A 15,091-nucleotide genomic window follows, 5' to 3' on the forward strand; every position below is an offset into this window, starting at 1 on the left:
AGTCTAACTTGTAATTTTACCATTGCTTATCACATCTATTTTGCCGGAGAAAGGACTAGCCATTTGTTTAGGGTATTATCCTTAGCCTGAACAACGAGCTTATAAAATCCTGAAGGATAAGCTTTAACATCGGCAAAAAAGTGCTGCTGACTAAGATCTGTTTCACCTAAAAGATGATAAGTATCTTTTCCTCCTGTTTTAAAATTATTTGTTGTTGCCAGCCAGATTTTAACCTTTCCGGTTTTCTGTAATGCTTTCCAGCTGATATCTATATGATTTTGAGTATAGATTGTTTTAAGCGCTGCGATTGATACCGGACCAATGAAAGAAGTACCATCTACTTCTTGTGCTACACTATCAGGTAGTTTGACGTTTAAATAGTTGGCTATTGAAGGCATTATATCAACCACACCAAGATCAAAATATTGGCCATAGGTGTTTAGGTTTTTATAATTGCTTACCATCCAGGTTGACCTTTGCCTGTCGGACTGTCCACCGTGTCCTTTTCCGCTTTTTTCATCACGACCATGATCTGTTGTGATAACAATTAGCCAGTCTTCCTTAAAGTTCTTCTGACGGTAACTTATTGCCTCCCAAACCTTGCCTACCTGTTTATCCAACATCGTTACAGCATTATAGAACTCAGGACTATCGCCGTGCGCATGGCCCATATCATCTGTATATTCCAGATAAATCCAGGAAAGATCAGGCGCCTTATTATGAATCGTGATAGCAGCATCAGCTATTACCTGTTCATCAATACGGTGCATATAATTTGCATTTTTATCGTGCTTAAAGCGAACAGTATCCAGTTCATAACCGTCAAAAAAGTAATCAACCTTTAGGTTTCCGGCTTCCGGTAAATTATGGCCGAGTAGTTTGGTGCGATTATCCGTCCAGCTAGAGAAAATAGCAGTTTTCTTATTGGGATATTGGGCTTTAAACAACCTGAATATGTTCTGATAGTTATAGTTAGGCTCCTTAATGTCATTGTCGGGTACATTGTGCTTATTCACCCAGGTGCCGGTTAGCAAGCTATTATAACCAACGGCAGATATGGTAGGAGTTTCACTGTAAGTACCTTTGCCACCTCCTACATACATTCGGGAATAAGATCCTGTTTGTACGATCTTCTTAAAATTAGGAAGGTTTTGGGTTTCAATTACATCGGCAGGAATGCCATCAGCAATAATGTAAACTACTTTTTGTTCTCTCTGCTGTGCATTAGTTGCTGCCGATAAGAAAAAGCAAATTGTTAAAATAAATGGGATTCTCATGGTTTGTTAATAAGTGTGTGGAAAATATTCATTTTCAACTGTTCCGTCTTCATATAGATTCAGCATTGCATAGCCAGGTGGGGTTTCCAGATAATAACCTGGGCCGGCAGATTCAGCATCACCTTTGCCCCACCAGAAACCACTCATTGCACCATTACAGCAATACAAAACATCATTATAATGCGTATTGTCCGATAAGTGATTATGTCCGCTTAAGCAAACTCTTACTTTATCGCGATGCTTCTGAAATAGGTCCTTTAGCTTCTTACAATCGGAGTGACCCCCACCTACAAGAACCTGAGTAGTACCCAAAATTGGATAGTGTGACATTAGCAATGTTGGTGTAGATACCGGTAATTTATCCAATTCTTTCTCCAACCATTCGTATTGTTCCTGATCTAATGAGATATTGCCATTGTTCCCATCAAGTACAATAAAATACCAGTTCTTTTTTGAAAAGCTGTAATATCTGTCAGGAATTTTCAAGCGTTTAACCACATAGTTTTTCCCATACATTTCATGCTCTTTAGATGGAGCCCTCCACCATGAATCGTGGTTACCAATGCAACTGTGGACTTCATATTTGTCCAGTGTTTTTATGCAATCATCCCAAATACCCCACTGCTTAATTACCTGATCATATACTACATTGTCGTACGATGCATCACCAATAGAATCACCACCATTCAAAAAGAAATCTGGTTTGTGCTTAGTAATGATATGTTTTAAGCATTTTTTAAAACGTTCAGGGGCATTTTCACCTTCTCCAATATGCACGTCGGTTATATGTGCTACAGAAAGAGCCAGCTTTTTGGTTTTCTTATCCTGGTTTTCCGGATTAGGAGCAAAGGCAGACAGGCCGCTGGTTGCTACGGCGCCAACAGCTAGTCCTGCTGCCTTTAGTAAAGACCTTCTTTTCAGTGTCGTCATCTTGTTTTTATTTCTAAATGGGCTTATTGGTCATTACCACCCAAAGACTTGTTTTAGGTTCGAATTTAATACAATTTGTTGCTGAGGAATAGGGCGATAATAATATTTCGGATCCTCAAACTTACGGGTAACATTTTCCGTAACAATAGCACCTCCACTAGCACCATTTTTCAGGTATACGGTAGCATCGGCTCCTATCTCACCAGTACGGTAATAGGTAAGCACTACTCCTAATGAATTCTTTTCCTTCTTATCTTCTGCCGGAATGGTAACAGACTTATCTATCAAAATAATATCTTCTACTCCATCTCCAGTTAAATCATACTTACCCAAACCCGGAAAATACATTCCTTCCGGGCTTTTGGTCAATAGTTTTCCTGCTTTCCACCTCATCAGATCGTCGTACCTGCTGTTTTCAAAAGCAAACTCAACCCTGCGCTCTCTTCTGATTTCCAGAATTACTCCCTGGTTCGATTCAATATTATCAAACTGTTGTTGCAATAATGGATCGGGAGATGCGTTTGCCTGTGCTAAATTTAGATTCGGCATATCTACTCTTTTTCTAATCAGGTTAACAGATTCATCTAACTGTGTTTGGTTAAGGGCACCTAATTCAGCCAGCGCTTCTGCATAGTTTAATAGTACTTCTGCATAGCGATAGACAGGAAAATCAACACCATTTAAAATTGTCTGATCAGTACTGTTTACATATCCTTTTAGTTGGTGATAACCGGTAAAGTTCTTATTTAGTTTTTGAACATAAGGCTGCACGTCTGGAACTCTAACCCAACCCGGATAAGCCATTGTTTGAGCCAGACGAGGATCGCGGTTTTCGAACTCCTTAACAAAACTGGACTTATCATAATTAGCAATGGCAGTAAAACGACTTCCATCCCTCATTAAATAGGTTTGGATAAGGTCCCTTGCAGGTGCCTGTTCATAATCACCAAATACTACCGAATTTACATTTTGGCTTATTTTTTTATCCATATCAAAAACATTAGCTAAAATCACCTCGGGGTTAGTAGTCAAGTCCTGACTTGAAAACAAAGTTGCGTAGTCCTGATTTGGTAATTCACTACTAAAAACCGAGAATTTTTTAGACGCAATTATATCCCCTGCTATCTTAACAGTAGTTTCAAGAAAGGTATTTGCAGTTGCTTTTAAATTAAGCTCTGGATGATACTTGCGGTATGTCCCTTCGTAAAGAGCTGCTCGTGAATAAAATACAGCTACTGCCCACTTTCCGGGAGTTCCGGTAGGCACGCCTTCTCTAACATTCTTATAGGCAAAATCAAGGTCAGCCATTACGCTGTCCATAACTAATGCCCGAGTATCACTCGGTTTAAATAATAATTCTTTATCATCCGGATTCAATGTGCCAGAATACCAAGGGACATTAGAAAAACGCTTTATCTTATCTAGATAGAACTGTGCACGATAATACTTGGCCAAACCAACGTAATGGTTTTTTATTTCACTGGTAACCTTTGCTTTATTGTAGTTTTCTAGAAAGTAATTGATATCTCTTAGCCTGCTCCAATTCCACCCACCGGTTATATTTTGTGCATTGGCGTTGCCTGCCATTATATTCTTTACTTCTACAGCGGCAGTAGTTGCTACATTATCACTACTTTGATCATTCAGGTAACTATCCCTATTAGGCATTAACAATAATCCATTTACATATAGAGCAAGATCTTCCTCTGTATTAAAGAAAAGACTTGGTGATATCTCGGTTTGTGGAAAACGATCCAGGTTACCCTTTTTGCAAGCAGTGGCCAAAACTGCAATTGTTGCTAGCAGGATGTATATATTCTTTTTCATAACTGATTTTTAAATGATTGTTAACTCGCTAATTATTAAAAGTCTAGATTTAAACCAACGGCATAGCGTCTTTGATATGGATATGCCCACGCACTCGATCCCTGGTTTACTGCTTCAGGATCTATATATTTTTTAATGGCAGAGAATTCATAAAGATTCTCGCCAGTAACAAATACACGAAGGCGACTAACCTTAAAGCGATTGGTAAACTTAGCAGGTAAGGTATAACCCAATGAAACATTTTTTATTCTTAGATAAGCCCCATTAAGCAAGTATTTAGTTTGCGGAATATCTAAACCTGAACCATAATTAGCATCCGCTAGCCACGATTGCATAACTGGGTAATAAGAATTAGGATTCGCATCAGCTAAGCCTGCAGCTATATAAGAAGCCGAGTGCTTTGCTCTTTGTTCAGGAGAATCTCCCGCCGCCCTGTAAAAATCAAGATTCCAGGGATATACATTCGCATAAGGTTGTTGATAAGGACCCCAGAACAGGTAATGATGAGGATAAAAATCTCTTTTCAATACACCCTGAAGGAATACTGAAAGATCAAATCCATTCCAATCCATATTCAGATTAGCACCAACACTATATCTATCCGTGCTATTACCAATAATTTTAAGATCTTTTGGATCATCTGCACTTAATCCTTGTTCTATTTTTTTGTTGCCATCCAGATCCTTGTATTTAGGCCAGCCCTGAATAATCTCAAGCGCCCCCCATGGAATTATACTTGATTCATCGAGCGCATCTATTTCAGCCTTATTCTGGAAAAGCCCATCATTCTGTAGTCCCCAAATCTCACCTATTGTCTGTCCTACACGGTAAGTAGATAATAAGTTTTGTTTGTTCTCAAATTTAGTAATCTCAGAACGGGAATCGGAAACAAAGAATTTAGTTTCGAAACTAAACGGTTTAGAACCTAAATCAAATCTGTCTCTATAGGTAACAGACAGCTCCCACCCCTTTGTCCTAAGATCGGCAGCATTTTGTTTTGGCACATCTGTACCAAGTACTCCCGGTAATTCCTGACCACGAACAAGCATACCAGTTGTATTGCGTATGAAATAATCAAAAGTGAATGACAGCTTATCATTAAAAAAACCTAAATCCGTACCCATATTAAGCGTAGAAACCCGCTCCCATGTATAGGTATTAGGATCGACATACAATCTTGGTGCCCCAGTAATAACTTGCTGTCTTGTGCCTCCGATCAAATAACGGGAAGGATCTGTTGGTAATGTTTGTATGTAGCCAAAATCGCGTAAATATGGATCAGAATCCGCATTCTGATTGCCCAAATCGCCGTAGGATGTACGCAGCTTAAATGTTGATAAAACCGAAGCCAAAGGCTTAAAAAATTCTTCTGAACTTGCAATCCAAGCCAAAGAAGCTGAAGGGAAAAATCCCCATCGGCGGCTTACGGGAAATCTGGAAGATCCATCATATCTTCCTGTAGCTTCTAAAATATAGCGATCTTTATAAGTATAATTCAGCCTACTGAAAGCACTTGTGGAAGCATATGCATTATATTCTGTTCCAAGTGTTATTTCACCTGTAGTTAATTTAAGATAAGGTACAGAGGAGGACATAAGAAAATCTCTCTGCGCATCTACAGTCGAATAATTATAATCCTCAGAATTATAACCAACCATCGCACTAAAAAAGTGATCGCCGATGGTCTTTTTATAAGTAGTATATAAGTTAAAAGCGTTGTTAAATAAATACCCATTATTCTCTCTAACATAACCATTACCACCTTCTTCCCTGATATCATTTGGCCCAAAACCGATCTTAAATTTCTTCGAATCATAATGATATTTCCATAGCTCCCTTTTAAATGAAGCATCACCATTTACTTGAAGATCACCGTTTAAAAATGAAGCAGTTGCACCTGTGATATTTTGAAAGCCAAACATTGTTTCAAGATTTTCTCCTCCATCAACTAATCTCGCTGCTAGTCTCCCTGTTGCGGTGTTTGCCCATGTTCCATCAGGATTCGTTGCTACGTCTGTTGGCTGCAGGTAATAAAGATCGGTAATACTGGCATTTGGACGTGCCCGCTTGGTTTGATAAATGTTAAGATTGTTATCTATTTTTAACCACGATAGAGGAGCAAAACCTACTCTTGATCTTAAACCATAGCGATCCCAGAAATCAGCAGCAAGCTTATTCAACCCATTTTCCTTGGTATAATCCGCAGACAAATAATAAGTTAACGGAGAATTATTTACCTGAGCTCCTCCAGAAAAAGTCAATGTATGATTTTGAGATAAACTGGCCTTGTTAAAGAAGTAATCATACCAGTTATTATCACCCATGTATGCCCATCTGTTTTTATTTGGATCGGTTGGATCGATGCGTGTATCAGGAAGTGATGGGTCATCTGATCTTTCTTTTGCCCACTTATAGTGCTCATCTGAATAATTTACATAATCCCATGGAGTATTGTCAGTGGAAGTCTCCAAAACCCTTGAATAGATATATGGATCTGTTACAGGTTTTGGAAGTACTGTTGGCTTGCCCCACGTTGTTAACGCGTTATAACTGATCAATGTTCGCCCTTCTTTACCCTTTTTAGTAGTGATAAGAATTACTCCAAAAGCGGCTCTCGCACCATAAATAGCTGCTGATGCTGCATCTCTCAATACTGTAAATGAAGAAATATCTGAAGGAGTTAATCTTAGCATATCATCATTACTTGCCGCCGGAATCCCATCAATTACAATTAAAGGTGAACCGCCGTTTATTGAAGTATATCCCCTGATATTTATTATGGGTACTGTACCGGGAGCACCGCCTCCATATGTAATATTTAAGCCCGGACTAATACCTTGCAATCCTTGCATTACATTGGAAACTGGTCGTGATTCTAATTGTTTACCTGAAATTTGGTCTATTGCGCCCGCAATGTTAATTTTCTTTTTTGTCCCGAAACCGACTACCACTACCTCCTCAAGGTTACCAAAATCTGAAGTTAGGGTTACATTTAATTGTGTTTTTCCGTTCAGGTTAATTTCTTGTTGCTTATATCCAATGTAGGAAAAGACAAGAATCGCTTTAGGATCTACATTTATTAAGGTGTAAATACCATTTGAGTTTGTTGCCGTACCCAGGTTCGTGCCTTTTACACTGACGTTAACTGATGGAATTGGCCCTTTAGTTTCGGCGTCCAAAACCACACCCTTTACGGTGATATTTTGGGCAAAACTCTTTGCTGCAAAAAACATGAAGCAAATTAGTAGTAGCTTTTTTTTCATAATTGCAATAAGATTAAGTTTGTTTGGTTTGGTATTCTAAATACTATTCGGAGCGCGGCTAAGATCCTGTTATAATGTTAACAGTAGGTTAGAACTAAATTAATAAATTAATTGAACATACATTCAATCTATAAAAATAAATTTGCGAAATAAGATTACTTTTGAGTAGTTTGGATGAATAAATTTTATCATGGGTAGAAAGAGCCTTAAAGAGGCAAGACAATTAGAAATTGTTAAGATATTTTATAAGGTTGCTAAAACGGAAGGTTACGAAAATACCTCAATAGCTAAAATTGCGAAAGTGATGGATATCAATCCAAGCCTTATTATTCACTACTTCGAAACAAAAGAAGACCTAACTTATGCCCTTATTGATTATATACTTGAAAGGTATCTGTTAATCTATACAATTAAAAATAAGGATGGAGTTACACTTGCGGACTTAAGAAAAACTATTGAAATGCTTTTCTCAAAAAAATGGAATCTGCTTTTTGATGACGGGTTGTTCTATACCTTTTATGCTCTGGCATTCAGAGAAAAAAAGATCAAAGCAAAGTATAAAACCATATTAGACTCACTTCGCTTTGCTCTTGCTTCAATGATATTACGGTGCAATGAAAAAAACTTGATTAAAATAGAGGATTCTAAAGCGGCAGCCGACTTAATTTTTGTGCTGGTTGATGGGGCATATTTTTATCTTTCTTTAGAAAATGATAAAAAGGCGTACGCAGAAAGGCTGGATTATTATAAAAGTAAGGCCTATCAGATTTTGGGAATGGACGCATTAATCCTTTCTGACGGTACTCTGAGTTCTTAACTGGCGCCCTAAAGCATATACTCCAATGAACATCCACAGTATATTGGCAACAGCGTTTGGCATATCATTGCTGTCCACCGCTGTTGCCACTAAGCATAGTCCGCCAATTATATTCAGCAATTGAAAGCAAAGTGATTCAGCAGTTATCACTTTTACGCTTAATAATAAATAGCCTACAGTGCATAAGACTACGCCGAGCCAGCCGATGCTTGTTAATATAATTTGCAGCATACTTAAAACTTGTTTAAAGAGTTAAAAGTAAAATTGCAATTTTAATATGATACCGAGGATATTTTACCGGATAATAGTTATACTGCCTTTTAATAAACCGCAGGCTCGTTTTAAATCAATTATGTAATAGTAAGTACCTACTGGCAAATCTTTCCCATTTTGTCGGCCATCAAACGGCTGCTTATATCCTGTGGACGCAAATACCCTCTGTCCGTAACGATTAAAGATCAGCACAGTCCCATCAGGATAATTTATCATATCTGGTATTTGCCAAAAGTCATTAAGCCCATCGTTATTAGGAGAAATAGCATTTGCTAATTTAGACAAACCTTCATTTTCTATAGTAACTCTTATTCTTGCAGCGGGACTCTCACATAATCCTACAACTTGTTTAACAAGATAGTTTTGGCTATTTAGAATATTAATCTTAAAAGTCCCAGAGGTACTTTGATCTAAATAGGTTCCATTTTCATTGAATAAAAAATAGGCGCCGAGTCCGGGTTGCATTACCCGAATAAAAGCATCACCAGGAGCACAAATCTTTAAATCATTTAATATTGGAGGGGATAAGATTTTATCTTCATTTAAAACAGTGTACAGAATAGTTTGTTTTGAACAGGTAACCGCATCACCAATCACAAGCGAATAATTACCTGCGGAAATATCTTCAAGCACCGGTCCAGAACCGATAGGCTGACCATTACTGTCCGACCAATAATAATAATATGGAGCCATTCCGGAAATACCAGGAGCTTTAATACTTCCCTTGCCTAGATTGCATTGATCGTTTGTGACTTTTTCTTCGTTGCGATTTATGACAGCTGCAGCAATGTTTGATATTGGTAATTCTCTGTAGAAGGATTCGCAGTTATTATTATCAGTAAGATATAATTTATAGCTTCCACCCGGTCCGATTAAAGTCATTGAATTACCAACTGTCATGCCTGAGGCATTAACCCACCTAACTCCCGAAGGTTGTAAGCCCGTGACGTTAATTGTGATAGCCCCATTTGGTTGGTCACAGGAAGAAACGACTGTACCGACAACTTGGACATCAAACCTTGTAGACGGTAATTCTTTAACTTCATAAACCTGGCTTTGCTTAGTACACCCGGAGGTATTGCTTGCTTGCAAATGGTATCTCCCTGCACCAACTCCTCTAAGATCCAAGGAATGTCCTACCTCCTGATTAGCTTGATTCAGCCATTTATATGTAGTGGCTCCAGTAACTACCAAACCGGTTACCCCACCAATTGTTGAACTACAAGCTACTGGAATGAGTTTCGCATTGGCTTCATCAATAGTAATTCCATTTGTTTCTTTGACCTGAACGGGAGCAGATGCTAAAACGGGGCATGCCGTTCCGTCTTTCACTTCAAGAACATACCAGCCTGATTGAACATTTATTAGGTCTTTTGTATTGCCTACAGTTACTCCTGCAGCATTTTTCCAGATGTAAGTAATATTTCCAGTTCCTGTTACTTTAACGTTGGTTATAGAACCATTAGAGCCAACGCAGGTTGTATTTTTAAAAATGGCGCTGGATAGGTCAATGGAAGGGCCAGTTTGATTGGTTAAAATAATTGGGCCATACCTAACCATACAATCGTTATAACTGGCCTCAACAAAGTAAGTCCCCGCTCCTGCATCAATTAAATCAAGAGAATTTCCTCTTTCCTTACCGTTCTGGTCTGTCCACTTAACTGTATAAGGAATACTTCCATTTGACAAATAAAGATAAGTGACCGAACCGTTATTCATCCCACATGATGGATTTTCGATTTTTATATCCCGATCATCAAATTTTGGCGTCCCATCTAAAATTTCATAATCATAAATTTCTGCGCAACTGCTATTCAATAAAGTTAACCGATATTTACCCGCAGGCATATTTTTTAGGTCCGGATCATTGCCTACAACCTTATTTTGTTCATCAGTCCACTCATATCCCCCAGCATTTTTAAAACGCTGTCCGATAATTGAGCCATTCTTATTCCCACAGGTAGCATTTAAAATATCAGTATATCCATACAAAATTGGCATGGTATACATTGAAGTAAAACCATTACGGGTCGCTGTTGCTACAATCCCCTTCTGGATATCACCTTCGTATCTCCATAAACCACTAGCATCTACATCTATTGTTGTAATATAAGATACGGGCTGACACCTCACACAGTCGTCATCCCAAAACAGCTCAACTCTTGAAAGGGGTGTAGCTGTACCGGACACGAAGGTAGCTGTCATTTGTTTAATTTCTATCTCAGGAAGCAGTGTGCTGGGCGTTACATAAACTGCTTCTTCCCGTCGGATATTCACGCAAAAAATGCTGTTACGTTGTACCAATATAGACGTTGGAGACACAACGGCTAACTGTTGTCCACTTATGACGTTTGGTTCTCCGAAATTCTCACCTCCTACCTTAACGTTATCATTTGAAGTCAAGTGAATTCCTGCTGGATATGAGGGAACTCCGGGGTAAGACTCTTTTACAATTCTATTTCCCTGAAAATTTATTCGCCCTGAAACCTTTTGAATAAAAGTCGAATACGACCCTTGTATCTTATTATCCAAAACATCAAAAGAATAAGGATAGTAATCATCCCCGTTAAAACTGAAATTATTAAAATTAATTGCGAAAATCATTCCGTCATAAAATTCGGGCAGTGAAATAGCGCCTCCATTAAAGTCATATCCAAAGTAATTATTTTGTATTAGAAAGGAGGATTCAAATAACCTATTGGGTGAGGCAAACTGGCTGGTTATACAATTTGTTCCTCCAATTATGTTTCTTTTAGCTACATCATCACCACCAATTTCAATTCTGCCTTTGCAGTAACTTAAATCAATTCCTCCATTATAACCAAAAAGAACCTCTCTGCTTGTTTTGCCATCGGGCTCAAATCCAAGAATATTTGAGAAAAATTTAAGGTTTTCAACACCTGACTCCGATAGATCTATTCCATTTTTTATTGAAATTGGAGAAGTAGAAATAGCATAACCGTTATTAACTATTACGTTTCCTTTTCCTGGAGCACCAATTTGAATATTTTTGGCATTTTCAGCATATATGGCTGGAGCTGGAGCTATTAATTCGCCATCTAGTCCATAGATTATACTCCCTTGAAAATCTCGTATATAACATCCATAAAGTTCAAATCTATCTATATCAACAAGAACAAAAGCACCAAAAGGTAGAGTTAGACTTTGGGGCTGGATAATTACTTTGGCATTACTAATACCAAAACTACTTCCAGCTTGTGTGGTTCCATCTATGACGAGATTTGAAGTCAGATCTTCCAGACTAGTGATCAGAGTGATCGTTCTCTGATCCTGAGATGTACCGGGCAAATTAAAATAAATATAATCTTTCTCACCCACCCCGTTTGCTGCAGCCTTCTGAAGGGCTTCCCTTAACGACCCAGGGCCACTATCAGCATTGCTGGTAACTATGAAAGTTGCAGAGAAAGCACTAAAATTTAAACACAGTAACATCAACAGCAATATAAACCTCATAATAAGAGCGCGTATTAACTTACATCAGATTTCTACACCCCTGCTTTTTTTAGTACCTCTAAAGTTTTTCTTAATCCTGTTTCTGCTACTTTTTGTAAATCCTGTTTATAATATTCGGGATTATAAAGCTCAAGAGAAATGCAGCCTTTAAAACCTGTTGCTTTAAGATCTTTAAAAATCTTCGGCAGCGGCAGGATTCCATCGCCAGGAAACACTCGGTCCTTATCCTGCAAATCAGCTATTGCTGCCGGAGAAGAGGGTGCATCTGAAAATTGGAAAATAGCAATAGCATCTCCGTTTATTAATTTCAATCCTTCAAAACCACCCTCAGAAATATACATATGATAAGTATCAGGAATGATCATTGCTTTTGGATGATTAGCATCTAAAGCAATTCCCATTGCTTGACCCAGTGTTTTTACGGGTTGATATTTTACAAATACAAGAGCCGGATGAATGTTAAATTCCTTTAACCCAATTTCAATAATATCTTTATATCTATTTGCAATCCATTTCTGATTAAAGTTATCTCCGGCTGTATCTGGGATAGTTTGAATATGCTGAGCGCCTATATCCGCAGCCATACGCATTCGATTGCGTGTATCTTTCAAAGATTTGTCGAACAATTCCTGTGTAGGAGGCAATGAGTTCCATAAACCTATTACACTTGGCACAAACAGACCAAGATCTTTTATTTCTTTTCCAAGGTCCTTCAAATTACCGCCCTTTGCTTCGTATTCTTGCAATTCTCCATCCCACGGCTCAATTGCATCGTAGCCTGCTTTAGCAGCTATTTTTACTTTATCTTTTAACGATGCAGGCCTTATAGTAGCAGTATCAAGACAAACAGGCCACGGACTGGCACCTTTTTGATAACGTTTTTCCTTTTGGTCTTTTAATAATCCTGTTTCTCCAAGCACATATGTAGTTGGTGCTACAGAAACTGCGCCTGCAATAGCGCTAAGATTGATAAATTTTCTGCGGTTCATATAATTAGCTAAAGGTTTTATAATTCGGTTTTCACGAATATAAAAATATTACAATCTTTTTAAGGCTCCTTATTGTTTAAAAGTCCAATGCTAATCTCTGTTTTTCTTGTAAGGGCACTAATAGTTAAAGTACTTTCGTATGGTAAACCATAATAATCCCTGCCATCAATTACGGCATCATTGTTAAGGTCTACCCATTTAAAATTCCCTGGAGCTGCATTATTCTGTTTTGCTGCAGCATTTACTTCAGTATCAGACTGAAAGATTCCCGAAATAGCATACCCCATATAAAAGCCGTTGTTCGGCACAGCTGCATTTCTAAATGTATTCGTTTTGTTACTATAAAAGGCTTCAATATAGTACCTTCCGGGTGCTAGTCTCTTTAAGCTTGCTTTGCCGGCAGCATTTGTTTTTTCGCTATAAGCTATATTCCCATCGGCATAATTCATTTGCGAAGCATAAAGATTCACTGTTGCCCCGGAAATTACCTCTCCTTTAGGTTTGGCAACACTCCATTTAGAACCATCCCATACGGTAACCTCGATGGTTGTTGTATGCAATTCATCAGTAGTAGTTGTAGGGCTCAGTGACGATTTTATTGCATGCACCGCATCATTGTCGTTGTATATGATTTGCTTACCTCCCACCTGCACTCCATTTATCCATATGGTATCTGCAACACGACTAATTTTTAACTCCTTCCCGCTCAAAGCACTAAAGATTCTTTTATTGTACAATTCATAATGGTTCAATGCCCCCCTTACAATATGATCTTTAACCACTGTTGGAGTAACCGGCACATCATCATTTAAAAATGCGAACACAGTAATTCCATCCGATACTTCCTCTTTAGTAAGTGAAAGTTTTTTAAGGGCATTAATAAAATTGCTGATGCTATCTGCACCCGCGAGTTCAGAGGTAATATCTTTAATTAGCTGTTGAGGTTCAAGCGGCTTATATTCTGCAGATACTGATTTTTCTTTTTTACAAGAGAAAATAAAAATAAATAATAACAGAGCAGCAAATAGTTTGCAGATTCCTTTTTTGATTGAGCGAAGAGTCCCGTTCAAGGAAAACAAATGATTAAGCATAAATGAGAGCATTAAAAAGCGTTAATTCTATAACTTGCATCAAGATACGTTCTTACAAGAATAAATCAAACAACTATTTATTTGTAAACACCATATCACTGGTCATTTCCATAGGAATCGTCACACCTTCAGGCATCTTATCATTTGCTTTAATCTCCATTTTACCTTTAATATTCTGATTAATTTTTCCTTCAATTATCCAACCTGTATTCTTATCAATCTTAATAACTGAATTCATAGTGCCAGCCAGATTATACTTTAATGGCATTCCATTAATTTCCGTATAAACATCGTTATTTTTCGTGGTAAACATGGATGCTCCGCTAACGACAAATTCTTCTGCTGTAATTTCATCAAGCTTATATACACCATCTAAAGTTGCAGACATGCCTGCTTCCAATTCTGTTTTTACATTCCAGGTATCGCCTTTAGCTACTGCACGATCAGGGAACACTGCAGATAGCATTTCCAGATTACCTTTAAAAGCTTTATCACCATACGACTGCATAATCTTACTTCGCATTTGCTCTTTCTGTTCAGCAGTGAGCTGAGGGAACTTTTCAAATACTCCCGTATATAGTGCCTCTACATCCTTTACTTCCGTTATTTTACCCGCCTTGGTCATTTTAATTTGGAAAGATTTATTTTTCATCATACCAAACACAGAAGACAAAACATCTTTTTCATCGTTCTTTTCAGAATCAAAAATAGACTCTCCACCCGGGTGAATTATTTTCATTGACAAGTTTACATAACTTACGTCCATGCTATATATCCCTGCAATATCATCTGTAACAACATACTTCATTTGACCGGTTATGGTCATATTAATATTTATCGCCTGACCATTCATTGTTTGCTTTACAATGGTATTGGCAACAGTTTTCTGAGTATAAGTCTGTCCTTTAGTTAACTTTAGCTCAATCTCTTGAGTTTGCGACAGACACGAAAAACATACAAAAACAGAAAGTAAGAAACTGAAAATAATTTTCATAAGGCGTTAGTTTGGTTTCAAGAATTAGTTACAATAACTAATGTAAAATTACAGGAAAATGTGATATTCCTCCAACATCACTAATAAATCATTTATGTGTAACATTCTGCTTATATCGTTATAAATCTACTAAATATTTATTTCCTTTGTAACCGA

The 15,091-nt window shown here is 37.8% G+C and carries 10 protein-coding genes; 1 reads left to right on the forward strand and 9 read right to left on the reverse strand.

Annotation, left to right across the window (positions count from 1 at the left end; all coding sequences use genetic code 11):
* Positions 1-35 precede the first annotated feature (35 nt).
* The 4 genes from AC6CH7_RS08580 to AC6CH7_RS08595 are packed head-to-tail and all read right to left on the reverse strand — an operon-like array spanning position 36 to position 7,297.
* Positions 36-1,277 carry an alkaline phosphatase family protein gene (locus tag AC6CH7_RS08580; protein WP_498262288.1) on the reverse strand — a complete coding sequence of 414 codons (1,242 nt, stop codon included), beginning with the start codon at positions 1,275-1,277 and terminating at the stop codon, positions 36-38.
* Between the two features lie 6 nt (positions 1,278-1,283).
* Positions 1,284-2,207 carry a metallophosphoesterase family protein gene (locus tag AC6CH7_RS08585; protein ID WP_498262289.1) on the reverse strand — a complete coding sequence of 308 codons (924 nt, stop codon included), beginning with the start codon at positions 2,205-2,207 and terminating at the stop codon, positions 1,284-1,286.
* A 33-nt stretch (positions 2,208-2,240) separates the two neighbouring features.
* Complete coding sequence (locus AC6CH7_RS08590) at positions 2,241-4,034, reverse strand: RagB/SusD family nutrient uptake outer membrane protein (protein ID WP_498262290.1); 1,794 nt, start codon at positions 4,032-4,034, stop codon at positions 2,241-2,243.
* A 35-nt stretch (positions 4,035-4,069) separates the two neighbouring features.
* On the reverse strand, positions 4,070-7,297 hold the full coding sequence (locus AC6CH7_RS08595) for a SusC/RagA family TonB-linked outer membrane protein (protein WP_498262291.1): 3,228 nt from the start codon (positions 7,295-7,297) through the stop codon (positions 4,070-4,072).
* 190 nt (positions 7,298-7,487) lie between these two features.
* On the opposite strand from AC6CH7_RS08595, the gene AC6CH7_RS08600 reads away from it, so the two are divergent.
* Positions 7,488-8,114 (forward strand): TetR family transcriptional regulator, encoded by a 627-nt coding sequence (locus AC6CH7_RS08600; RefSeq protein ID WP_498262292.1) that lies wholly within the window; start codon positions 7,488-7,490, stop codon positions 8,112-8,114.
* Here the strand turns inward: AC6CH7_RS08600 and AC6CH7_RS08605 are convergent.
* The 5 genes from AC6CH7_RS08605 to AC6CH7_RS08625 all read right to left on the reverse strand — a co-directional run bounded on the left by AC6CH7_RS08605 (position 8,082) and on the right by AC6CH7_RS08625 (position 14,935).
* Entirely contained in the window at positions 8,082-8,345 is a 264-nt protein-coding gene (locus AC6CH7_RS08605) for a CBU_0592 family membrane protein (protein ID WP_498262293.1), read from the reverse strand. The genes AC6CH7_RS08600 and AC6CH7_RS08605 overlap by 33 nt on opposite strands.
* 63 nt (positions 8,346-8,408) lie before the next feature.
* Positions 8,409-11,861 carry a T9SS type B sorting domain-containing protein gene (locus AC6CH7_RS08610; RefSeq protein ID WP_498262294.1) on the reverse strand — a complete coding sequence of 1,151 codons (3,453 nt, stop codon included), beginning with the start codon at positions 11,859-11,861 and terminating at the stop codon, positions 8,409-8,411.
* Between the two features lie 32 nt (positions 11,862-11,893).
* Positions 11,894-12,850 (reverse strand): sugar phosphate isomerase/epimerase family protein, encoded by a 957-nt coding sequence (locus AC6CH7_RS08615; RefSeq protein ID WP_498262295.1) that lies wholly within the window; start codon positions 12,848-12,850, stop codon positions 11,894-11,896.
* A gap of 59 nt (positions 12,851-12,909) precedes the next feature.
* Positions 12,910-13,941 (reverse strand): fasciclin domain-containing protein, encoded by a 1,032-nt coding sequence (locus AC6CH7_RS08620; RefSeq protein WP_498262296.1) that lies wholly within the window; start codon positions 13,939-13,941, stop codon positions 12,910-12,912.
* 73 nt (positions 13,942-14,014) lie between these two features.
* A complete protein-coding gene (locus AC6CH7_RS08625) occupies positions 14,015-14,935 on the reverse strand; it encodes a DUF6263 family protein (protein ID WP_498262297.1) in 921 nt (306 codons plus the stop codon).
* Between the last annotated feature and the right edge of the window lie 156 nt (positions 14,936-15,091).

The sequence above is a fragment of the Pedobacter sp. GQ55 genome (genome assembly GCF_059758925.1).